17 protein-coding genes are annotated in these 23,284 nt (G+C 67.8%); 5 read left to right on the top strand and 12 right to left on the bottom strand.

From position 1 onward, the window contains the following. Nucleotides 1-9: 9 nt before the first annotated feature. The gene (locus tag FVP33_RS05415; protein ID WP_147782621.1) at nucleotides 10-771 is read left to right on the top strand and encodes an MBL fold metallo-hydrolase; all 762 of its coding nucleotides are present in this window, start codon (nucleotides 10-12) and stop codon (nucleotides 769-771) included. Nucleotides 772-832: 61 nt separating this feature from the next. Next, nucleotides 833-1,402 (top strand): TetR/AcrR family transcriptional regulator, encoded by a 570-nt coding sequence (locus FVP33_RS05410; protein ID WP_187270585.1) that lies wholly within the window; start codon nucleotides 833-835, stop codon nucleotides 1,400-1,402. Nucleotide 1,403: 1 nt separating this feature from the next. Here the strand turns inward: FVP33_RS05410 and FVP33_RS05405 are convergent, their stop codons facing one another. From FVP33_RS05405 to FVP33_RS05390, 4 genes are read right to left on the bottom strand one after another with little or no spacing between them, the layout of a single operon-like run. Continuing rightward, nucleotides 1,404-2,516, bottom strand: a complete 1,113-nt coding sequence (locus FVP33_RS05405; protein ID WP_147782619.1) for a bifunctional 2-methylcitrate synthase/citrate synthase — start codon at nucleotides 2,514-2,516, stop codon at nucleotides 1,404-1,406. 35 nt (nucleotides 2,517-2,551) lie between these two features. After that, entirely contained in the window at nucleotides 2,552-3,445 is an 894-nt protein-coding gene (gene prpB / locus FVP33_RS05400) for a methylisocitrate lyase (protein WP_147782618.1), read from the bottom strand. Further along, nucleotides 3,445-4,953 (bottom strand): MmgE/PrpD family protein, encoded by a 1,509-nt coding sequence (locus tag FVP33_RS05395; protein ID WP_147782617.1) that lies wholly within the window; start codon nucleotides 4,951-4,953, stop codon nucleotides 3,445-3,447. Before FVP33_RS05395 ends, prpB begins: the two co-directional genes overlap by 1 nt. 9 nt (nucleotides 4,954-4,962) lie before the next feature. After that, on the bottom strand, nucleotides 4,963-5,625 hold the full coding sequence (locus tag FVP33_RS05390; protein ID WP_147782616.1) for a GntR family transcriptional regulator: 663 nt from the start codon (nucleotides 5,623-5,625) through the stop codon (nucleotides 4,963-4,965). A gap of 140 nt (nucleotides 5,626-5,765) precedes the next feature. Between FVP33_RS05390 and FVP33_RS05385 the strand changes: the two genes are divergently transcribed. After that, on the top strand, nucleotides 5,766-7,661 hold the full coding sequence (locus FVP33_RS05385; RefSeq protein WP_147782615.1) for an AMP-binding protein: 1,896 nt from the start codon (nucleotides 5,766-5,768) through the stop codon (nucleotides 7,659-7,661). Between the two features lie 243 nt (nucleotides 7,662-7,904). On the opposite strand, the gene FVP33_RS05380 is transcribed toward FVP33_RS05385, so the two are convergent. Next, nucleotides 7,905-8,684: a hypothetical protein gene (locus FVP33_RS05380; protein WP_147782614.1), complete on the bottom strand. Its 780-nt coding sequence runs from the start codon at nucleotides 8,682-8,684 to the stop codon at nucleotides 7,905-7,907. Between the two features lie 324 nt (nucleotides 8,685-9,008). Here FVP33_RS05380 and hrpA point away from each other — a divergent pair, with 324 nt between their 5' ends. Both hrpA and FVP33_RS05370 read left to right on the top strand, forming a co-directional pair. Then, on the top strand, nucleotides 9,009-12,803 hold the full coding sequence (gene hrpA, locus FVP33_RS05375) for an ATP-dependent RNA helicase HrpA (RefSeq protein WP_147782613.1): 3,795 nt from the start codon (nucleotides 9,009-9,011) through the stop codon (nucleotides 12,801-12,803). 61 nt (nucleotides 12,804-12,864) lie between these two features. Beyond that, nucleotides 12,865-14,022: a thiolase family protein gene (locus tag FVP33_RS05370; protein WP_147782612.1), complete on the top strand. Its 1,158-nt coding sequence runs from the start codon at nucleotides 12,865-12,867 to the stop codon at nucleotides 14,020-14,022. A gap of 23 nt (nucleotides 14,023-14,045) precedes the next feature. Here the strand turns inward: FVP33_RS05370 and msuE are convergent, their stop codons facing one another. The 7 genes from msuE to FVP33_RS05335 form a co-directional block, all read right to left on the bottom strand. Beyond that, nucleotides 14,046-14,678, bottom strand: a complete 633-nt coding sequence (gene msuE, locus FVP33_RS05365; protein WP_147782611.1) for an FMN reductase — start codon at nucleotides 14,676-14,678, stop codon at nucleotides 14,046-14,048. A 60-nt stretch (nucleotides 14,679-14,738) separates the two neighbouring features. Next, complete coding sequence (locus tag FVP33_RS05360) at nucleotides 14,739-16,334, bottom strand: long-chain-fatty-acid--CoA ligase (protein WP_147782610.1); 1,596 nt, start codon at nucleotides 16,332-16,334, stop codon at nucleotides 14,739-14,741. 210 nt (nucleotides 16,335-16,544) lie between these two features. Beyond that, nucleotides 16,545-17,312, bottom strand: a complete 768-nt coding sequence (locus FVP33_RS05355; protein ID WP_147782609.1) for an amino acid ABC transporter ATP-binding protein — start codon at nucleotides 17,310-17,312, stop codon at nucleotides 16,545-16,547. Continuing rightward, on the bottom strand, nucleotides 17,309-18,310 hold the full coding sequence (locus FVP33_RS05350; protein ID WP_147782608.1) for an amino acid ABC transporter permease: 1,002 nt from the start codon (nucleotides 18,308-18,310) through the stop codon (nucleotides 17,309-17,311). The genes FVP33_RS05355 and FVP33_RS05350 overlap by 4 nt, the downstream gene beginning before the upstream one ends. A gap of 20 nt (nucleotides 18,311-18,330) precedes the next feature. Continuing rightward, nucleotides 18,331-19,221 carry an ABC transporter substrate-binding protein gene (locus FVP33_RS05345; RefSeq protein ID WP_147782607.1) on the bottom strand — a complete coding sequence of 297 codons (891 nt, stop codon included), beginning with the start codon at nucleotides 19,219-19,221 and terminating at the stop codon, nucleotides 18,331-18,333. 281 nt (nucleotides 19,222-19,502) lie between these two features. Further along, nucleotides 19,503-20,495: a ribonucleotide-diphosphate reductase subunit beta gene (locus tag FVP33_RS05340; protein ID WP_147782606.1), complete on the bottom strand. Its 993-nt coding sequence runs from the start codon at nucleotides 20,493-20,495 to the stop codon at nucleotides 19,503-19,505. A 121-nt stretch (nucleotides 20,496-20,616) separates the two neighbouring features. Further along, entirely contained in the window at nucleotides 20,617-23,085 is a 2,469-nt protein-coding gene (locus tag FVP33_RS05335) for a ribonucleoside-diphosphate reductase subunit alpha (RefSeq protein WP_147782605.1), read from the bottom strand. Nucleotides 23,086-23,284: the final 199 nt, after the last annotated feature.

The following is a 23,284-nucleotide window of genomic DNA, read 5'->3' as shown; positions in this document are numbered from 1 at the left end:
GCTCAGAGGGTGTCTACGACAGCCATCACCTACATCGGTGGACCAACGGTCCTTCTCGACTACGCGAACCTCCGCATCGTGACGGATCCCACGTTCGATGCGCCCCAGACCTATGCCGAACCGGGGTCCACCACCCTGGTGAAGACACACGGCCCCGGCATCGCGCGGAGCGATCTCGGCCGCGTCGATCTCGTGCTGCTCTCACACCACGGCCACAAGGACAACCTCGACTACGAGGGTCTCGAACTGATCGCGCAGGGCGTTCCGACGCTCAGCACGGTGATGGCGGCGAACGACCTCTTCGGTGGGAGCGTGATCGGCCTCGACGGCTGGGAGACCTTCGACATCGGGGCGGTCACGATCACGGCCGTACCGGCCCTGCACGGTCCGCCCGGCTCGGAACGCCGGTCGGGGCCGGTCATCGGTTTCGTGCTGCAGGCGCCGGGCGAGCCGACCGTCTACGTGAGCGGCGACAACGCGAGCCTTCCCCTCGTCGGGCAGATCGCGGACCGCTTCGCGCCCATCGACATCGCCGTGCTCAACGCGGGTGCCGCGCGCGTGCCGGCCGTGGATGCTCCGCTCACCCTGACCTCGGTGGATGCCGTGGCCGCGGCCACGATGCTGGGCGCGAAACGGGTGGTCGGCGTGCACACCGAGGACTGGGCTCACTTCTCCGAGACCCGCGCGAATCTGGAGGCGGCGTTCGCTGATACGGACCTCCTCATCGCCACGCCGCGGGGCAAACGGGTGGAAATTAACTGGGGCGTATGACTCGGAACACGGGGGGTCGAAAGTCCTAGGTATGTCCGGGCACCGGGCCTATCATGAGCAGATGTCTGATCCTAGAGTGCAGAGAACCCGGCTCCACGTGCTCAACACCGCCCGCCAGATGCTCGGCGAGCGCTCTGGAGAGCCGTTGACGCTGACCAGCCTCGCCACGAGAGCACAAGTCTCACGGCGCACGCTGTACACCCACTGGGGCACGATCGAACGCGTGATCAGCGACGCCGTGACCCTCCACGAGAACAGCGATGGTCTCAGCCCGGAAGGACTCTCGCCGCGCGAGCGCCTCGAGATCTACCTGGCCACGATCCGTGAACGCCTGCACGACCCGGTGACCAATGTCGCCCTGGCGACCCTGATCCATCAGGCCGCCCAGGACGGCGCAGCGTCGGAGCCGCTCGCCGCGCTCGGAGCCTGGCCCCTCGATGCCTTCACCGACACCGTGGGCCCGGTCACCCTGGACCAGTACCTGCAGATCGTGGGTCCGCTGTTCCTCTCCGAGTTCGTGATGCGCGAACCCGCGTCAGACGCGCTGCTCGCGCAGCTCGTCCAGACCGGTCTCGACATCCTCGCACTCGACGAGTTCGCCCCGGTCGCCGGAGCCCCCCAGCCCGTTTAGGTCAGTCGAGGTGTCGCTCGTCCGGTCCGTTGTACAGGCTCAGGGGTCGGATGAGCGCGTTCGAGCCGAGTTGTTCCATGATGTGCGCGGTCCAGCCGGTGATGCGGCTGGCGACGAACAGCGGCGTGAACATCTCGGTGTCGAAGCCGATCAGGCGGTAGGCGGGACCCGACGGATAGTCCAGGTTCGGCTTGATGTTCTTGCGCTCCGCCATCGCGGTCTCGAGGGCGTCGTAGAGGTCGCCGAGATCCTGCGCGTCGTACTCGGCGATGAGGGTGTCGAGCGCCGCCTTCATGGTGGGCACCCGGGAGTCGCCGTTCTTGTAGACCCGGTGGCCGAAACCCATGATCTTGCGCTTCTCGGCGAGCGCGGCATCGAGCCAGGCCGCCGCCTTGTCCGCACTGCCGATCTCGTCGAAGGTGTGCATCACCGCCTCGTTGGCCCCGCCGTGCAGCGCGCCCTTGAGGGCGCCGATCGCGCCGACCACGGCGCTGTACAGGTCCGCGAGGGTGGAGGTGATGACCCGCGCGGTGAACGTCGACGCGTTGAAGGAGTGCTCGGCGTAGAGGATCATCGACACGTCGAAGGCGTTGACCACGACGAGGTCCGGCACGTCGCCGAACGTCATGTGCAGGAAGTTGGCGCTGTAGCCCAGGTCGTCGCGCGGTTCGACCAGGTGCTGATCGCGACGGCGGCGCTGGTCATAGGCCACGATGGCGGGAAGCTTGGCCAGCAGCGACATCGACTTGGCCAGGTTGGATTCGGGGCTCGAGTCCGAGGCATCCGGATCGTTGGCACCGATGACGCTCACCGCGGTGCGCACGACATCCATCGGGTGGGCGGTCAGCGGAAGATCATCGATGACGCGCTTGACGTTGTCGTCCAGGGCCCGCAGCGAACGCTCGAGGGTCTCGAATTCGGCGAGCTGGCGCTCGTCGGGGAGCTCGCCGTGCCACAGCAGGTATGCAACCTCCTCGAAGGAGCACTTCGTGGCGAGTTCCTGCACCGGGTAGCCGCGGTAGAGCAGGGAATTGGTGTCGGGATTCACTTTCGAGACCGCCGTGAAGTCGACGACGACGCCGGCGAGGCCCTTGTGGATGGCTGGATCGGTCATGGTGCTCCTTGTGATTTTCCGTGGTCCGGTCGTCGTCAGACGGTGAAGTTGAATACCGAACTATCGAACGCGTTGTACGACTCGTAGTCGAGCAACTCATACAGTCTCGCCCGGGTTTGCATGTCGGGAACGCGCGAAGCGAGCGAGCCCTCCGCATTGATGGTATCGAGGCCGCGCTCCGCCGCCCCCATCGCCAGCCGAAGAAGGCTCACCGGGTAGATGACGATGTTGATCCCGACATCGGCGAGCTGCCGGGTGGTGAACAGCTCACTCTTGCCGAACTCGGTCATGTTGGCGAGAACCGGCACGTCGATGGCCCGGCGCACGGCCTCGAATTCGGTGAGGTCGGCCATCGCCTCGGGGAAGATCGCGTCGGCGCCGGCGTCCACGAGCTGCTTGGCCCGATCGATCGCCGCCCCGATGCCGTCCAGGGCCCGGATGTCGGTGCGCGCCATGATGAGCAGGTTCGGGTCGCGGCGGGCCGAGACGGCCGCGCGGATGCGCTTGATCGCCGTGTCCGAGTCGACGACCGCCTTGCCGTCGAGGTGGCCGCAGCGCTTGGGGTTGACCTGGTCCTCGATGTGCAGGCCGGCGACCCCGGCATCCTCGAGGGTCTGCACGGTACGGGCCACGTTCATGGGCTCGCCGAATCCGGTGTCCGCATCGACGAGCGATGGCAGGTCCGTCATCCGGCTGATCTGCTGGGCGCGGGCCGCGACCTCGGTGAGGGTCGTCAGGCCGATGTCCGGCAGTCCGAGGTCGGCGGAGATCACGGCGCCGGAGATGTAGACGCCGTCGAAGCCCTTGTCCTGGATGAGCCGGGCGCTGAGCGGGTTGAAGGCGCCCGGCAGGCGCAGCAGCTCACCGGTGGCGAGCGCGGCCCGGAGGTTGGCGCGCTTCTCGGCGGCGGTGGTGGTGGCGTACAGCATCAGAAGAGTCCTTTCGGGCCGGGGAAGCCGGCCAGGAGTCCCGGCCGGGCGGTGACGGTGAGGCCGGACAGATCGTCGGCGCCGAGGGACGGCAGCCGCTGGGCGAGGTCGAGGAAACGCTCGATCTCCGTGGGCTCGAGCACGCCGTCCGCGAGCGTGCGGAACTTGGCCACGTACTGCTCGCGGGCGAACGGCCTCGCGCCGAGGGGATGCGCGTCGGCCACCGCGATCTCGTCGACGATCGTCGAGCCGTCGGTGAGGGTGATCGCGACGCTCCCGCCGAACGCCTTCTCCGCCGGGTCGGTCGAGTGGTAGCGACGAGTCCACTCCGGGTCCTCCTCGGTGACCACGCGGTTCCAGAGCGCGACGGTGTCCGGGCGGGCGGCCCGTTCCGGCGAGTAGGAGCGCTCGTGGTTCCACTCGCCGTCCTGCAGGGCGACGGTGAAGATGTAGGGGATCGAGTGGTCGAGGGTCTCGCGACTCGCCTTGGGGTCGTACTTCTGCGGGTCGTTCGCGCCCGACCCGATCACGAAGTGCGTGTGATGGGAGGTTCGGATGATGACCCGCTCGATGGTGCCGGCGTCCCCGAGGGCGGGATACTCGCGATGCAGCTTCCTGGCCAGGTCGATCCAGGCCTGGGCCTGATACTCGGCCGAGTGCTCCTTCGTGTAGGTGTCGAGGATGCCGCGCTTGGCCTCGCCGGCCTCGGGCAGCGGCACCTCGTAGCGGGCATCCGGCCCGTCGAGCAGCCAGGCGATCACGCCATCCTCGCCCTCGTAGATCGGGGTGGGGCTGGTCTGGCCGCGCATCGCCCGGTCCACCGCCTCCACCGCCATCTTTCCGGCGAAGGCCGGGGCGTAGGCCTTCCAGGTGGAGATCTCGCCCTTGCGGGACTGCCGGGTCGCCGTGGTGGTGTGCAGGGCCTGCCCGATGGCCTGGAAGATCGTGGCGGTGTCGAGCCCGAGCAGGGTGCCGATGCCGGCGGCCGCCGACGGGCCGAGGTGTGCGACGTGGTCGATCTTATGCGCGTGCAGGCTGATCGCCTTCACGAGGTCGACCTGGATCTCGTAACCGGTGGCGATGCCGCGGATGAGGTCGCCGCCCGACTTTCCGGCGTGCTGCGCCACGGCGAGGATCGGCGGGATGTTGTCCCCCGGGTGCGAGTACTCGGCGGCGAGAAAGGTGTCGTGGTAGTCGAGCTCGCGCACGGCGACCCCGTTCGCCCAGGCGGCCCACTCCGGGCTGTACCGGCCGCCGAAGCCGAACACCGTGGAGCCGGGCGTGTACGGATGATCGTGCGCCTGGGCCCGCGCGGCCACGACGGGAGCCCGGGTGAGCGACGCGGTGGCGACCGCCGCGTTGTCGATCACGCGGTTGACGATCATCTCGGCCACCTCATCCGTCACGGCCACCGGGTCGGTGGCGACCTCGGCGATCTTCCAGGCGAGCTGGTCCTCGCGCGGCAGGTTCTCGCAGCTGGGGTGCGTGCGGACGGTGTGCAGTTTCACGGTGCTTCCTTACGTGGTCGGGGCGTGTCGAGTGGATTCAAGGGCGCTCTGCAGCGCGTTGTGCAGGTGCACGTGGGTCGCGTGGGCGGCGAGGTCCGCGTCGCGGGCGGCGATCGCCTGCACGATGAGCAGGTGTTCCCCCGCGGCGGCGGAGAGGCGCACCGGGTTGTCCTTCGCGAGGCGGCGCACGCGCACGAGGTGGGTGCGCAGGCCGTTGAGCGCGGCGACCAGGTACGGGTTTCTCGCCGCATCGTCCACCGCCCGATCGAATCGCTCGACGAGGCCGTAGTAGGCGTGCCTGGCCGGATCGTCTCGTTCGAGCAGTTGCGGCACGGCCCGGAACTCCAGGTCGAGCTGGTGGAACACGTCGCCCTCGTGCCGGATCGCCGCGAGCCGGGCGGCCTGCGCCTCCAGGGACTGACGCACCTCGAACAGCTCGCGGATGTTCTCCACGGAGATGTCGCTCACGACGAGTCCGCGGCCGGCCTGGGCGCGCACGAGGCCGTCGGCGGTGAGCCGGGCGAGGGCCTCGCGCAACGGCGTGCGGGAGACACCGAGCCTGGCCGCCTGGTCGACCTCGCCGAGCACGCTCCCCGGGGGAAGCTCCCAGTCGATGATCTCCTCGCGAAGGACGAGATAGGCCCGATCGCTCGCGCGCAGTGCAACGGCCATGGTCCCATCTCCCTCGTCGGCGGACTTCTCGTGCAGTCTAGGCTGTGTATACAAATTAGACAATAGTGACCCGATTCAGGGTCAATATGCCATACTAGAGCATCTTGTGTATACACACGGACTTCAACGGGGAGGTTTTCATGGACTATCGCTCCACGACAGAGCGCAGCATCCGCGATCCTGAGGGATTCTGGCTCGAGGCTGCCGAGGCGATCGACTGGGACGTGGCACCGACCGCGGCCGTCGACGCGTCGAACGCCCCCCTCTACCGCTGGTTCGCCGACGGGATGCTCAACACCTGCTACAACGCGCTCGACCGGCATGTGATCGCCGGCCGCGGCGACACCACGGCGCTCATCTACGACTCCCCCGTGGTCGGCGCGAAGAAGAGCTACACCTACTCGGCGCTGCTCGAGAAGGTCGCCCAGTTCGCCGGGGTGCTTGCCGACGCCGGAGTGTCGGTCGGCGACCGCGTGGTGATCTACATGCCGATGATGCCGCAGGCCGTCGTGGCGATGCTCGCCTGCGCGCGCCTGGGCGCCGTGCACTCCGTCGTCTTCGGCGGTTTCGCGGCGAAGGAGCTCGCCGCCCGACTCGACGACGCCGAGCCGTCCGTGATCGTGACCGCCTCGGGCGGCATCGAGCCGAGCCGGGTGGTCGAATACCTGCCGACGATCGTCACCGCGCTCGAGCTGAGCCGTGGCACGGTGCGCACGGTGATCGTCAAGGACCGGCCGGAAGTTCCCGGCTCCGCCCGGGAGCTCGAGGGCGCGGCCGGCGTGGACTGGTGGGACTGGGACGAGGCGGCCGGCGCCGCGACGCCCCACGATCCCGTGCCCGTCAGGGCCACCGACCCGCTCTACATCCTCTACACCTCCGGCACGACGGGCGCGCCCAAGGGCGTCGTTCGAGACAACGGCGGGCACGCCGTGGCCATGGCGTGGTCGATGCGCAACATCTACGACGTGCACCCGGGAGACGTCATGTGGACCGCCAGCGACGTCGGCTGGGTCGTCGGCCACTCCTACATCGTCTACGGGCCGCTCATCGCGGGCGCGACGACGGTGCTGTACGAGGGCAAGCCGGTGGGCACGCCGGATGCCGGAGCCTTCTGGCGCGTCGTGAGCGACTACCGGGTCAAGGTGCTCTTCACGGCCCCCACCGCGCTGCGCGCCATCCGCAAGGTCGACCCGCACGCCGCCCTCGCCGACCAGTACGACCTCGGCTCGCTCGACGCGCTCTTCCTCGCCGGTGAGCGCCTCGACCCGGAGACCTGGACGTGGGCGACCGCACTGCTCGACAAACCCGTCGTCGACCACTGGTGGCAGACCGAGACCGGCTGGGCGATCTGTGCGAGTCCGCGCGGCATCGAGGAACTGCCGCTGCGGGCGGGCTCCCCGTCCTTTCCTGTTCCGGGGTTTCAGGTGGAGATCGTGGACGAGCACGGCCACCAACAGCATCCGCTCACCGAGGGCAACATCGTGATCAGGCTCCCCCTGCCGCCCGGCACCCTGAGCACCCTGTGGAGGGGCGACGACCGCTATGTCCACTCCTACCTCTCCGCCTTCCCGGGCTTCTACCTCACCGGCGACAGCGGCTACTTCGACCGTGAGGGCTACCTGTATGTGATGGGGCGCACCGACGACATCATCAACGTCGCGGGGCACCGCCTCTCGACCGGCTCGATGGAGCAGGTTCTGGCCCAGCATCCGGCCGTCGCCGAGTGCGCGGTCATCGGCGTCGCCGACCAGCTGAAGGGGCAGAAACCCGTCGGCTACGTTGTGCTCAAGAGCGGATCGACCCCGGTGGAGAGCGAGCTCGCGGCGGAGCTCGTCGCCATGGTGCGCGACCAGATCGGTGCTGTCGCCGCCTTCCGCGACGTGGTGGTGGTGAGCGCGCTGCCGAAGACGCGGTCCGGCAAGATCCTGCGCAAGACGATGCGGCAGATCGTGGATGGCGAGGACTACGTGATCCCGCCGACCATCGAGGACACCCAGGCGATCCAGGTGATCGTGGATTCGATGGCGCGCGGCTGAGCCCTGCCTTCCCCGCCAGGGGTCGTCGGGGTCGCTGCCCCGACCACGGAAGCCGCGCGCGCTCGGCACGATCCCTCGCGCCCGCGCCCGCCCTCCGGTGTCCCGCGCCCGCCCCTGAGGTGCCCGGAATTGTCGCGTCACGGGCGGCATACCGGCAAGACTGGGCACCTCACGGCCAGCACCCGCGGCCGCGCCCGCTGCGCCGCGCGCACACAGCCTCGCGCGCCGCCATCACGCCAGTTCTCAGGATGAGCGAGGCAGCGCGGCAACGGCACGGATGCGCGCCACAAGCTCGATCGGGTCCTTCAGATCGTCGGCGTTCAGCTCCATCACTCGCCAGCCCAGCGCCTCAGGACGCGACCGGCGCGTCATGTCGGCGCGCCACTGTCGCTTCCCGGGCCGGTGATAGTCGCCCTGGTATTCCAGGATGATCTTCTCGGCGTCAAGGATGAGATCCGTGCGACCCACGAACTCCCCGAATTGATCGGTGACAGTGTGATTGACCCGAGGCTCGGGAAACCCCGCAAGCAGCAGGAGCACCCGGAGGTGTGATTCCGGCGGCGACTCCGCGCGATCGCTGAGCATCTGAAGAGCTCGCCGGAGCACCTTCAGCCCGCGGCGCCCGATGCGCGACGCGACGGCGAGTTCGAGCTGCTCCCTGGTGGCAAGCGGCTGTCGCCAGTGGATGATGTGGTCCCCGGCGGCCACGAGATCGGGCAGCGTGAGCAGGTCGGCGAGATCGCACCAGGTTCGAACTACCGCCGTGAGACGGATTCCGCCTCGCCGAGAAATCTCGCCGTGTTCGATGCGAAGCCGATGGCCGGCGAGCCCGCGAGCGTGAGGCGCACGGAGCGGATCCCTGACGCCCACGTGCAGAACGGGATCCATCTCCCAGGCAAGTGGCACGGGGAGGCCCACGAGCAGGGCCGCGGTCGTGTGGCTGAAGAACGCGTGGTCGGGCATCCGCCGCTGAAGCAGCAGGCAGCGCTCGCGAAGGGTTCGCGCCGGGCCGGCTGATCTCACGCCCCAATAGCGACGGTCAAGGTCACCCGCCCGAAGGCGTCGGGCGCTCAGCCCGGCCTCACGCCCCCTCCGCCACGGAAAACGCCCCGCCGGCCATCTCCGGCGGAAGGAGGCTGGGGCGACGGGGCATGCCTCGAGACTGGCGGATGCCGCTCAGTTCCGCGCGCCTTATCCACATCGCGGGGGAACAGGCCCGTTGAGGTGCCCACTCCTGCCGCAACCCGTCCCTTCGTCACGGCAGAAGTGGGCACCTCGGCCCCGCGGCCTCCCCCGGAGGCGGGCGGGGAGAGAGGGGAAAGCCCGCGGCCGTACGATGGAGTGCCGATGCCAGAAACCACCCCTAACCCCGAGGCCGCGCGCGGCCCCCTCATCACCTACCCCGAAGACCTCCCGGTCAGCCAGCGGCGCGAGGACATCGCCGCCGCCATCCGTGACCACCAGGTCGTGATCGTCGCCGGCGAGACCGGCTCGGGCAAGACGACGCAGCTGCCGAAGATCCTGCTCGAGCTCGGCAAGCAGAGCATCGGGCACACCCAGCCAAGGCGCATCGCTGCCCGCACCATCGCCGAGCGCATCTCCGACGAGCTCGGCACCCAGCTCGGCTCCCTCGTCGGCTATCAGGTGCGCTTCACCGACCGGGTCGGCAAGGACACCCGCATCAAGCTCATGACCGACGGCATCCTGCTCAACGAGATCCACCGCGACCGGTTGCTCACCAAGTACGACGCCATCATCATCGACGAGGCGCACGAGCGCAGCCTCACCATCGACTTCCTGCTCGGCTACCTGCGGCAGCTGCTGCCCAGGCGGCCCGACCTCAAGGTGGTCATCACCTCGGCGACGATCGACCCGCAGAGCTTCTCGAAGCACTTCGGCGACGCCCCGATCATCGAGGTGAGCGGCCGCACCTTCCCAGTGGAGGTGCGCTACCGCCCGCTCGTGGCCGAGGTGCCGATCGACGAGGACGAGGATGCCGCCGAGACCGCGGCCGACCTCGACCCGATGGAGGGCATCAACGCCGCCCTCGACGAACTCGCCCGCGAGGGCACCGGCGACGTGCTCGTCTTCCTCAGCGGCGAGAACGAGATCCGGGATGCGGAGGAGTCGATCCGCGCACGGAACCTGCCGTTCACCGAGGTTCTGCCCCTCTACGGCCGGTTGAGTTCCGCCGACCAGCACCGCGTGTTCGACACCTCCCGCGCGCCGGGCATCCGGCGCCGGGTGGTGCTCGCCACCAACGTGGCCGAGACCAGTCTCACGGTGCCGGGCATCAAGTATGTGATCGACGCCGGCACGGCCCGCATCTCCCGCTACAGCGTGCGGTCGAAGGTGCAGCGGCTGCCGATCGAGGCGATCAGCCAGGCGAGCGCCAACCAGCGTTCCGGCCGCAGCGGTCGCACGAGCGACGGCATCGCCATCCGGCTCTATTCCGAGGCCGACTACCTGTCGCGACCGGAATATACCGAGCCCGAGATCCTGCGCACCAACCTCGCCGCCGTGATCCTGCAGATGATCTCGCTGGGGCTCGGCGACATCGCGAGCTTCCCGTTCCTGCAGCCGCCGGACTCGCGCGGCATCAAGGACGGCCTCGACCTGCTGCGGGAACTCGGCGCCGTCGCCGGCACCACGGCCGAGCCCACCATCACCCGGGTGGGCAAGCAGCTCGCCCAGCTGCCGATCGATCCGCGCCTCGCCCGCATGGTGGTGGAGTCGAAGCAGCACGGGGTCACCCGCGAGGTGATGGCGATCGTGGCCGGCCTCAGCATCCAGGATCCGCGCGAGCGTCCCCTCGAGCGCCGCCCACAGGCCGACCAGTCGCACGCCCGCTTCGTCGACCCGACGAGCGACTTCCTCACCCTCGTCAACCTCTGGAACTATCTCGAACAGCAGGAGAAGCAACTCAGCGGCAACCAGTTCCGCCGGATGTGCCGCAGCGAGTACCTCAACTACCTTCGCGTGCGCGAGTGGAAGGACGTCTACCGGCAGCTCGAACGCCAGGCCAAGCCCCTCGGCCTCGTGATCACGGGCGCGAGCGTCAACCCGAACGGCATCCACCGCTCGCTTCTCGCCGGTCTGCTGAGCCAGATCGGCATCCGGGATGTCGCCAAGAAGGACTACGTGGGCGCCCGCCAGGTGCGCTTCAGCATCTTCCCCGGTTCGGCCCTGGCGAGGAAGCAGCCGGCCGAGATCATGTCGGCCGAACTCGTGGAGACGAGCCGGCTCTTCGCCCGCATGAATGCGGCAATCGATCTGGCCTGGGCAGAGCCGATCGCCGGGGACCTGGTCAAGCGCAGCTACGGCGAGCCGCACTGGGAGAAGAAGCAGGGGGCGGCCGTCGCCTACGAGCGGGTCACCCTCTACGGCGTGCCGATCGTCGCCCGGCGCCGGGTGCAGTTCAGCCGGGTCGATCCCGGCTACGCGCGCGAACTGTTCATCAGGCACGCGCTCGTCGACGGCGAGTGGGACCTGGCCAGGCTCGATGCCCGGATGAGCGCCTTCGACCGCGCGAACCGCGCCCTGCGCCGGGAGCTCGCCGAGCTCGAGGAACGCACCAGGCGACGCGACATCCTCTACGACGACGAGGCCGTCTTCGAGTTCTACCAGCGCCGCATCCCGGCGGACATCACCTCCCAGCGCTCCTTCGAGACCTGGTGGCGGAAGGCTCGGGCCGAGACCCCCGAGCTGCTCACCATGACGGCGGAGAACCTCGTCGACGAGCCGGAGACGACCGAGGTCGAGCCGGTGGAGGATGCCTACCCGAGCCTCTGGCAGCAGGGCGACCAGCGCCTGACCCTCACCTACCGGTTCGAGCCGGGCGCCGAGGACGACGGCGTGACCGTGCAGGTGCCGATCGCGCTGCTCGCCCGGTTGAGCCCGCACGGTTTCGACTGGCAGGTGCCCGGGCTGCGCGAGGACCTCGTGACGGCGCTGATCAAGTCGCTGCCGAAGGCGATCCGCCGCAACGTCGTGCCCGCCACCGACTGGGCCCGCCGGCTCCTGGCCGAGCTTCCGGCCGAACCGGCCGAGCTGTCGCTCAAGGCGACTCTCGCGGCCGCGATCACCCGCCTCACCTATGTGCCGGTCACCGCCGCCGACTTCGACGAGGCCCGCATTCCGCCCCACCTGCGGGTGACCTTCGCTGTGCTCGACGAGCGGTCGCGCCCGGTCGCGAGCGGCAAGGACCTGGCCGAGCTGCAGAGGCGACTGGCCACATCGGTGCGCGAGAGCGTCGCCCGCGCCTCCGTCGCCATCCCGACCAACGCGATCGAGCGCACGGGCCTCACCGGCTGGGACTTCGACGAGCTGCCCCGCATCCTCGACACCAGGCAGGGCACCAACACGATCCGCGCCTACCCGGCCCTCGTCGACGAGGGCGCGACGGTGGCGATCCGGCTGATGAGCACTCCGCAGGACCAGGCGAGCGCGATGCGGGCCGGGGTGCGCCGGATGCTGCTGCTCGCCATCCCCTCCCCCGTCTCGTACGTGCAGGAACACCTCACCCACGCCGAGAAGCTCACCCTCGCGCAGAGCCCGTACCGCACCACCGGGGAGCTCTTCGCCGACTGCATGGCGGCCTGCATCGACGCGGTGCTCGGCGGTCGCGAGGTCTGGACCCGGGCCGAATTCGAGGCGGCGCGGGATGCCGTGTCCGCGACGATCATGGACTCGCTGTTCCAGACGGTGTCGCTCGTGTCCACGATCATCGCCAGGGGCCGCGAGGTGGAGAAGGCGATCAAGGCCGCCACGAGCGTCGCGTTGCTGAGCCCGCTCGCCGACGCCCGCGAGCAGCTCTCGGCACTCGTCTATCCCGGATTCGTGTCGGCGACCGGCCTCGCGCAGCTGCGGCGGCTGCCCGTGTACCTCACGGCGATCGTGCACCGCATCGGCAAGCTGGCTGAGAACCTCGGCCGGGACCGGGTGTGGATGACGGAGGTGCAGTCCGCCACTGCGCGCTACACCGCAGCCGGCGGCACCCTTCCGCTCACGACCGGGGCCGGCGAGCGTCTCGTGCGCGCCCGCTGGCTGCTCGAGGAGTTGCGGCTGAGCCTCTTCGCCCAGCACATCGCCACGGCGGAACCGGTGTCGTTGCAGCGCATCACGAAGCTTCTCGCCGAATAGCCGGCCGAGCCCCCGAACCGCCGAAGGCGCCATCCCGGCGCGACGGGGTTAGGCTCGATTCATGTCACAGGCAGTCATCGTCGACGTTGTCCGCTCCGCCTCCGGCCGGGGCAAGCCCGGGGGGCAGCTCTCCGGCCTGCACCCGGTCGATCTGCTCGCCACCGTGCTGTACAGCCTCGTGGAGCGCAACGACCTCGACCCGGGCATGGTCGACGACGTGATCGGCGGCTGCCTCAGCCAGGTCGGCCAGCAATCGGTCAACATCACCCGCAACGCCGTGCTGGCGGCGGGCTTCCCGGAGTCGGTGCCCGGCACGACCGTGGACCGGCAGTGCGGCTCCAGCCAGCAGGCGGCCGCCTTCGCCGCCCAGGGCGTGATCGCGGGTGCCTACGACATCGTGATCGCCTGCGGGGTGGAGCAGATGAGCCGCAACCCCATCAACTTCGCCACCCTCGGCGAGGACCCGTGGGGGCCGATGGTGCACGCCAGGTATCCGGACGGCCTCGTCGGCCAGGGCGTCTCCGCCGAACTCATCGCCGCGCGCTGGGACCTCTCGCGCGAGCAGCTCGACGAGTTCTCGGCCCGATCGCACCGGCTCGCCGCCGCCGCCGACTTCTCCCGCGAGATCGTGCCGGTGGGCGACACCCCGCTCGTGGACGAGACCATCCGGCCGTCCACCACCGCCGAGAGCCTCGGCGGCCTGAAGCCCGCGTTCTTCGACGAGGCGACCGCTGCCCGTTTCCCCGATATCCAGTGGCGGGTGACGCCCGGCAACTCGTCGCCGCTCACCGACGGGGCCTCGGCGGCACTGATCATGAGCGAGGAGCGGGCGGCATCGCTCGGACTCACCCCGAGGGCCCGGTTCCGTCACTTCGCCGTGACCGGCTCCGATCCGATCGAGATGCTCACCGGGGTGATGCCGGTGACCCGGCGCATCCTCGAGCGCAGCGGCATGGCGATCGACGACTTCGACAGCTTCGAGGTGAACGAGGCGTTCGCCTGCGTCCCGCTCGCCTGGCAGCACGAGACCGGTGCCGACCCGGCACGGGTGAACCAGCGCGGCGGGGCGATCGCGCTCGGGCATCCGCTCGGGGCCTCGGGAACCCGCCTGCTCACCACCCTGGTGAACACGCTCGAGCAGACCGGCGGCCGGTTCGGCCTGCAGACGATGTGCGAGGGCGCCGGCATGGCGAACGCGACGATCATCGAGCGGATCTGACCGCCCGGTAGAGGGCTCGGAACTCAGCTGAGCAGGCGGATCGGCACGTTGGCGGCGGTCGCCTCCGGTTCGCGCACCACCCGGCCGTCGAGCACCTTGGCGATGTCCTGCTTCTCGGCGAAGTTGGAGCTGATCAGCGGCAGCGAGCGTTCGACGACCTTGCGGATGCGGTCCTTGAGGAACGTGCTGCTCACGGTGTAGTCGCTGAAGTCCGAGTCGTGCGCGTAGATCCCCAGCGGCAGCGTGAGCGCCTGGAAGAACGAGAACAGCGGGCGGAACTGGTGCTCGATGATGAGGGCGTGCCGCTCGGATCCCCCGGTCGCCGCGAGCAGGATCGGGGTGTCGACGAGGGCGTACTGGTCCACGAAGTCGAAGAGGTGCTTGAACAGCCCGGTGAACGAGGCCCGGTAGACCGGCGACGCGACGACGAGGAGGTCCGCAGTCTCGATCCGCTGCAGCTCCCGCTCCACGTTCTCCGGCAGCTCCGGCCTCGTGAGCACGCCGGCGAACGACGGCCCGAGCTCGTTGAGCTTGATCAGGTGGGCGTCGATCGGCAGCTGCGCGCCGAGCTCGGCGAGGATCGCCTCGACGAGGGCGATGGTCTTCGACGGCGCGTGCAGGCTGCCGGTCACGGCAACGACGTTTAGCTTGGTCACCTGCTCGACGCTAATCGAGCGACAGCGGGTTCGGGTCAGTGTTGCCTCGTGTGACGGCCCCTACGGCGACGTGACGCCCTTGGCCTGCACCTCGATCGCCTCGGCCGCCTCGGCCTCGTAGTGGGCCACGAGCTCGCGCTTGAGCACCTTTCCGCTCGGGCCGAGCGGCAGGGCCTTGACGATCTCCACCCGACGCGGGTACTTGTACGACGCGAGCTTCTCCTTGGCGTGGGCCGCGAGGGTCTCGGCGTCCACCTGCTCGCCGGGGGTGAGCACGACCACGGCCATGATCTCCTGCCCGTGCGTCTCGTGGGCGACGCCGAACACGGCGGCGGTGGAGACCGCGGGATGCGCGGTCAGCACCTCCTCCACCTCCCGCGGGTAGACGTTGTAGCCGTTGCGCAGGATCATGTCCTTCTTGCGGTCGACGATCCAGAGGTAGCCCGCCTCGTCCTTCGTGCCCAGGTCTCCCGTGCGGAACCAGCCGTCGACCACGGCCTTCGCCGACTCCTCGGGCAGGTTGAGGTAGCCGCTCATGAGGTTGTGGCCGCGGATCACGATCTCCCCGAGTTCGTCGACCGGCAGGAGTTCGATCGAGTCGTCCACGTCGGCTCGCGCGATCTCCACGTCCACGCCCCAGATCGCCTGTCCGATGCTGCCCGCGCGCGGCGGCCGGCCCACGTGGTTGAAGCTCGCGACCGGAGAGGTCTCGGTCAGGCCGTAGCCCTCGTAGATATCCACCCCGAATTCGGCCTTGAACCGCTCGATCACGGCGAGGGGCAACGAGGAGCCGCCGGAGACCGCGTAGCGCAGCTTCGGCCGGTCCGGCGTCTTCTTGGCTGCCTCGAGCAGCGCGATGTACATCGTGGGCACGCCCATCATGATCGTGCACTCGCTGTCGATGAGGGTGCGCAGCGCGATGTCTCCATCGAAGCGCGGTAGCAGCACGATCTTCGCGCCGATGCGGAACCCGGTGTTGAGGGTGCAGGTCTGGCCGAAGGTGTGGAAGAGCGGAAGACAGCCCATGACGGTGTCGTCCGGCCGCATATCGAAGGTGCTGAGCAGGAGGGTGTTCGCCTGCTCGACTATCGCGAAGTGGCTGCCCTCTGCGCCCTTCGGCTTGCCCGTGGTGCCGCTCGTGTAGAGGATCGTCGCGGTGTCCGACGGCTGGCGAGGCACGTAGGTGTCGATCGGCACGGCCCCGGCGGCCAGCTTCTCGAGCTGGGGGATGTCCCCCACCGGTTCCGGCGCGAGCACCGAGATCACCGGCACCCCGGCCTGGGCAGCGCCCTTGGCGCCCTCGCCGAGCAGGGGGGCGGCACAGATGAGGAGGGTGGCGCCGGAGTCTCGCAGCACGTACTCGATCTCGTCGGCCTTGAGCAGGGCGTGGATCGGCACGACGATGCCGCCGAGGCTCAGGATGCCGTAGTACGCCCGCGGAAAGTCGGCGACGTTCGGGATGAGGATGGCCACCGGGTCGCCGACCCCCACGCCGAGCGCCTTGAGGGCGCCGGCATAACCACGGGTCTCCCGCCAGAGCTGGGCGTAGGTGTATTCCGTGCCGCCGACGACCACCGCGACGTTGTCCGGGTGCCGCTCGGCGGACTCCTTGAGGATGGCCGCCACGGAAATGGTGGAGTAGCTCGGGTGGGTCATGATTCTCCTGTCACCATTGACTGGTAGATCGCCCGACGGCGATGATATTCGAGACGCTACGCCACGGCACATCCGGGGGTCAACCCGAGCAGGGCTCGCACAGCAAACCCGCAGTCGCCCGCCCCGCCAACTCTCCGCGCGCTTGTGCGGCGGCACAATCCTCGGCGGACCGAGCACCTTCGAGACGGGCCAGAGAAGCTTCGAGAGGGTCTAGAGCACCTTCGAGAGGAACGACTTCGTGCGCTCGTGCTTGGGGTTCGCGAGCACCTCGCGAGGGTCGCCCGACTCGACGACGACCCCGCCATCCATGAAGACGAGCGAATCAGCCACCTCGCGCGCGAAGCCCATCTCGTGGGTCACCACGATCATGGTCATGCCCTCCTTGGCGAGCTGCTTCATCACGTCGAGCACCTCGCCGACGAGCTCGGGGTCGAGGGCCGACGTCGGCTCGTCGAAGAGCATGAGCTTGGGGTCCATGGCGAGAGCCCGCGCGATCGCCACCCGCTGCTGCTGGCCGCCGCTCAGGTGCGCGGGGTACGAATCGGCCTTGTCGGCGAGGCCGACCTGGGCGAGCAGGTCCATGCCGCGCTCGATGGCCTTCGCCTTGGGCATCCGCTTGACCCGCAGCGGCGCCTCGATGATGTTCTCGAGGGCCGTCATGTGCGGGAAGAGGTTGAACCGCTGGAACACCATTCCGATGTCACGCCGCTGGAGGGCCGCCTCCCGCGGCTTCAGCTCGTGCAGGATGTGTCCCTTTTCGCGGTAGCCGACGAGTTCGCCGTCCACTCGGAGGCGGCCGGCATCCACGCTCTCCAGGTGGTTGATGCAGCGCAGGAAGGTCGACTTGCCGGAGCCGCTCGGGCCCACGAGGCACATCACCTCGCCCCGCTTCACCGTGAGGGAGATGCTCTTGAGCACCTTGTTGGAGCCGAAGCTCTTCGAGACGCGGTCCGCCTCGACCATCAGCGTGTCGGTCATGGTGTGCCCCCGGAGTGAACGCCGCCGGATTTCTGGTCGTCATCGCCCTCGTCGCCGACGACCGGCACGGCTCCGGTCGCCACCGTGACCTTCTTCTCCGGTTGTGCGACACCGATTCCCCGGGCGAACCGCTTCTCGAGGAAGTACTGGCCGATCATGAGGATCGAGGTGAACGCGAGGTACCAGATGGACGCCACGAGGAAGAGCGGAATGGGGGTGAAGGTCTCGGCGGAGATGTCGCGCGAGCGCGTGAAGAGCTCGAAGCTGAACGGCACGGCGGTCACGAGCGAGGTCGTCTTGAGCATCGAGATCACCTCGTTGCCCACCGGAGGGATGATCACGCGCATCGACTGGGGGATGATCACCCGCGACATGGTCTGGAACCAGCTCATGCCGAGCGCCGTCGCCGCCTCCTCCTGGCCGTGGTCCACCGAGAGGATTCCGGCGCGCACGATCTCCGCGATGTAGGCCGCCTCGTTGAGGGCCAGTCCGATCACGGCGAGCTGGAACACGTTGAGCACATCGCCCGTCGGCAGGGTGATGAACGGATTCAGGAACGGGAGCCCGATGTCGATCGTGGGGTAGATCACCGACAGCAGCCCCCAGAAGGTGAGCTGCACGTACACCGGGGTTCCCCGGAACACCCAGAGATAGAACCAGGACAGGCTCTTGAACACCGGATTCGGCGAGAGCCGCATCACGGCGAGCACGACACCGAGCGCCACGCCGATGAGCATCGAATACACGGTCAGCTCGAGGGTGATGACGGCCGCCTCCGAGATGCGGCGGTCGAAGATGTACTTGGCGACGGCCGGCCAGTTGTAGGCCGGCCGCAGCGCCGCGTCGTAGACGAAGGCCGCGGCGAAGAGCAGGATGATGACGGCGAAGATGTTGCGGATCGGATGCCGCAGCTTCACCGCCCTGATCGCGGTGCCGTCGTCGTCGGTCGGTGGCGGGGCGGACCCCGCCACCGACCCACTTCGGGTTTCTGCGCTCATCTCTTCAGCCGTTTGCGAGGTCAGCCGTTTGCGGCCGCATTGATCGTGATCGTGTCGATGCCGCCATCCGCGACACCCCACTTATCGAGGATCTTCTTGTAGGTGCCGTCGTCGACGATCGACTGGAACGCCTTCTGCAGCGCCTTGGCGAGCTTGTCGCCCTTGTTGACGGCCACTCCGTATGGCGCCACCTCGAAGCTCTTGCCGGCGAGCTGGAGCTTGCCCTTGAGCTGCGCGACGGCGTAGAGGGTGACGGGCGAGTCGGCGCTCATCGCGTCGGCCTGGCCGAGCGCGACGGCGTTCGTCGCCTGGTCCTGGGTGTCGAACTTCACGGCCTGGATGGCGGGCTTGCCGGCATCCGTGCACGTCTTCGACTTGGCCGGAACCTCGTCGGTGTCCTCGTAGGTCGTCGCCTGCACGGCCACCTTGAGGCCGCAGGCGTTGTCCGGGTCGACGGTCTTTCCCGTCGCCGACGCCCACTGGATGCCCGCGGTGTAGTAGTTGACGAAGTCGACAACCTTCTCCCGTGCCGTGTTATCGGTGAAGGACGAGAGGCCGAGGTTGTACTTGCCCCCCGTGATGCTCGGGATGATGCTGTCGAACTTGGCGACGCGGTAGTCGGTCTTCACGCCGAGCTTGCCGCCCACGGCATCCATGAGCTCCACCTCCCAGCCGATCGGCTTCCCGTTCGCGTCCTTGTACTCGTTGGGCGCGTAGGTGGGGTCGATGCCGATGATGAGCTTGCCGGCCTTGGCGATCTTGTCTGGGAGCAGCGCGGCGGCGGCGGCGTCCTTGGCCACGGTGACGCCGCTCGAACCGGAGGGACCGGTCGCGGCCTCGTTGTTCACGCAGCCGCTGAGCGCAAGCGCGGTGACGACGGCGAGCACGGGAATCGCGTATTTGATTCGCATTGTTCTACCCTTTTCTCCTGGTGTGAGGCCCGTGGGAACGACAGCGCGGTCGGCCGGATGCGACCCACAAGGCTCGGCCGTGATCGCGGCGATCTGAGTTAATCGCTGTGGCCATGCGTCTCGTGTCCTCGGGTCAGATCCAACGGTCCCGGCGCCCTTGCCTCGACTGTTCTCGGAGCCTACACCTTGACTCGGGGTACGCTTCGCGAGCGAATCGGCAGGCCGTTAACGCGAGAAGCGGATGCCGAGGGACGGGCATCCGCTTCTCGAATTCGGTACTGCTACTTCGTGCCGACCGTCGCCTTCGCGTTCGACTCGTACGAGGTGTTCGTCGACTCGAAGAAGTTGACCAGCTGCAGCGTGTCGTTCGCCGCCGCCATCCACTTGGCCGGGTTCGAGACGTTGTACTCGGCCTCGAAGCCGAGCTCCTCGAGCCGGCGGTCGGCCAGGTACTTCACGTACTGGTTGATGTAGTTGGCGTTGAGGCCGAGGATGCCGCCCGGCAGCAGGTCGCGGTTGTACTCCTCTTCCATCTCCACGGCATCCAGGATCATCTGCTTGATCTCGGCGGCGAACTCCTCCGTCTGCAGGTCGGGGTTCTCCTCGAGCACCGTGAGGATGAGGTTGATGCCGAACTTGAGGTGCAGGCTCTCGTCACGCACCACCCAGTCCATGAGCGAACCGAAGTTGCGCAGGAGGTTGCGCTGGCGGAAGCTCAGCGCCACCATGAAGCCCGAGTAGAACCAGATGCCCTCGAGGATCACGTTGTACGCGACGAGGTTGCGCACGAAGTCCTTCTTGCCCTCGGTCGTCGTGATGTCGAGAGTCTGCTCGGTCATCCGCTTGATGAACTTGACCTCGAACTCCTCCTTCTTCGCCATCGACGGGATGTCGACGTGGGAGTTGTACGCGGCCTCGCGGTCGATCGGGAAGGTCTCCAGCACGTACTCGAACGACATGCAGTGGTTGGCCTCTTCCCACATCTGCTTGGCGAGGTACAGGCTGCACTCCGCCGCGTTGATGTAGGGGTAGACGCCGAAGGCGAGCGCCTTGTTCACGAGCAGCTCGTTCGGGTTGAAGTAGCTCATGAGGAACGTCACGGCATGGCGTTCCTCGTCGGTCATCTTCTTGAAGTCGGCGATGTCCTCGCCGAGCTGGATCTCGTTGGGGAACCAGGTGTTGGCCACGGCCTGGTCGTACAGGTCCATCGCCCACTGGTACCGGATCGGTTTGAGCAGCAGCCCCTCCTGGAGGCCGGTTCCGAGAATTCCCATTATTGGCATTCGCTTTCTACTGGCAGCTGTCGCACTGGAGGTCGTCCATCGGGTCGACCGGTACGTGGTATTCGAACGGTGCTGCGTCGCGCGTCGCGGTTGCGGCGTTCTCGTTCATGTTCTACTCCCCCGACTTGGGAGCGAGCCCACCGAAGCCGAAACCCTTGCGCGGTGCCGCCGCGGGAGCCGCCGCCGTCTCGACCAACTCGGTGGCGGTGGCCGCGCCGAAGCCCTTGCGGGCTCCCGATCCGATGTCCTCGGACTTGTTCACCTTCACGGTCGACTGCTCCGCGGTGTGGCGTGGCTTCATGTGCAGGTAGTAGGTGGTCTTCACGCCGCGTTCCCACGCCGACATGTAGATGTCCATCATGTCGCCGAGATCACGCGTCTCGAGGTACATGTTGCGGCTGATCGACTGGTCGATCCACTTCTGGGCGCGCGCGGCCACCTCGAGGAAGGCGTACGGCGAGAGCTGGAAGCTCGTCTTGTAGGTGGCCTTCACGTGGTCCGGGATGGCCGCGATTCCCTGGATGTCGCCCTGGCTGCGCAGGATCGCCTCGCGGGTCGAGTCCCAGATGCCGAGCTCCTGCAGATCGTTCACGAGGTTGCGGTTCACCTCGAGGAACTTGCCGTTGGAGGTCGCGCGGCTGAAGATCTGCGAGAACTGCGGGTCGAGTCCCGGGGTGGTGCCGGCGACGAGGCCGATGGAGGCGGTGGGCGCGATCGCCATGAGCGTCGCGTTGCGCATCCCGCCCTTGACCTTCAGGCGCAGCGCGTCCCAGTCCAGCCGCGTCTTTCGGTTGACCTTGATCTCGATGCCCCGGTCCGCCTCGGTGAGCGCGATCGAGTCGAGCGGCACGAGGCCCTCCGACCAGCGCGAGCCCGCGAAGTTCGGGTAGGCGCCGCGCTCGACGGCGAGGTTCGCGCTCTCGTCGATGGCGGCGTAGGAGACGTGCTCCATGATCTCGTCGATCAGGTCGTACGACTCTTCGCTTTCGTAGCTGAAGCCGAGCCTCTCGACGACGTCGGTGAAGCCCATCACGCCGAGGCCGACCGCGCGGTTCTGCGCGTTGGAGAAGTCGGCCTCCTTCACCGACGAGCGGGTGATGTCGATCAGGTTGTCGAGCTGGCGCACGGCGAGGCGGGCGCTCTCCTCGATCTTGCTGAAGTCCAGCTTGCCGGCGTCATCCAAATGACGGGACAGGTTGATCGACGCGAGGTTGCAGACCGAGACGTTGTCCTCGTCCTGCGGGAGGGTGATCTCGGTGCAGAGGTTGGAGAGGTGGATGGTGCCGGTGTTGTTGTTGAGCGCGCGGTTGTTGATCGTGTCTTTCCAGCACAGCCACGGGTGGCTGGTGGTCTGCAGCGAGATGAGGATCGACTTGAACTGCTCGCGGGCGGTGATCTTCTTGAACAGGCGCATCTCGCCGGCCTCGGCCTTGGCAACGTACTCGTTGTACTTCGCCGAGAACTCCTTGCCGTAGAGCTCGTTGAGATCCTGCACCTCGAGCGGGTCGAAGAGATACCAGTCGTCGTCGTTCTGCACGCGCTTCATGAACTCGTCGCTGATCCAGACCGCGGTGTTGGCGGTGCGGGTGCGGCGGTACGGGTCACCGGAGTTCTGCCGCAGGTCGAGGAACTCGGGGAAGTCGAGGTGCCAGTTCTCCATGTAGAAGCAGAGGGCGCCGAACTTCTTGCCGCCGCGGCTCACCGCGCGCAGGATCGAGTCGATCGTGTGCATGAACGGGATCGGGCCGGTGGAGGTGGTGTTGTTGGAGCGGATGGGCGAGCCCTGCGCGCGGAGCTTGGTCACCGAGAGGCCGATTCCGCCGGTGCCCTTGGTGAGCCACATCACGTCGCGGGTCGTCTTCGCGATGTGCTCCATGTCGTCCTGCATCTCCATGACGAAGCAGTTGGCGAGCTGGGGGTAGATCGTTCCGGCGTTGACGAGGGTGGAGCCGGCGGCCAGGTACTCGAGCCGCGACATCTTCTCGTAGAACTTGATGGCGTGCTCGGTGGGGTTCGCCTCGTTGAGCGAGAGGCCCATGGCGATGCGCATCCAGAAGTACTGCGGCACCTCGAGCGCGTCTCCGTTGCGTCCCTTGATGCCGTAGCGGTTGTTGAGCGTGACGACGCCGATGTACTTGAGCAGTTCGTCGTGGGCCGGCTCGAGCGCGTCGGCCAGCGCGTCGAAGTCGAAGAGCTGGGTGAGGCGGGGGTCGAGCAGCTGCTCGTCGACGCCTCGCGTGACGTTGGCGGCGAAGTGCGCGCGGTGGAGCTCTTTGAGCTCCGTGGCCGTCTCGTAGTCGCCGAGCACGCGCTTGTAGATGGTCTTGAGCAGGAGCCGGGCGGCCACCGTGTCGAAGGCCGGGTCGTCCTTCACGTTCTGAAGCGCGACCTGGATCACGGCCTCATCCAACTGCTGGGTGGTGATGCCGTCGAAGAGCGTGAGCTCGAGCTCGCTCGCGATCTGGGTCACCCAGGTGATGTTGTCGTCCAGCCCGGCACTCGCGTGCTCGATCGCCAGGTTGATCTTGTTGGCGTCATACTGCTCGCGCTGCCCGTTGCGCTTGACTACGGTGATGCCCACTTCTGCTCCCTTTGCGTTGTTTAAACGCGTCTACTGAAACCCACCCCGACCGGCGGTTTCTTGCCCCGAATGATCTCCGGCTGGTCCCGGAATCGACTGCGATGCGCATCAGGCTGGGCCGCGCCGAGTGGGCGATCCAGGAGTTGCTCTCCCGCAGTTCCACCACTATATAGCGGGCCTCCGACATTCCGGTAACCCC

Origin of the sequence: Lacisediminihabitans profunda (genome assembly GCF_008040105.1) — a bacterium.
GTDB classification, from domain to species: domain Bacteria; phylum Actinomycetota; class Actinomycetes; order Actinomycetales; family Microbacteriaceae; genus Lacisediminihabitans; species Lacisediminihabitans profunda.
The sequence above is the reverse complement of the archived record's forward strand: the minus strand, read 5'-3'. Positions and strand labels throughout refer to the sequence as shown.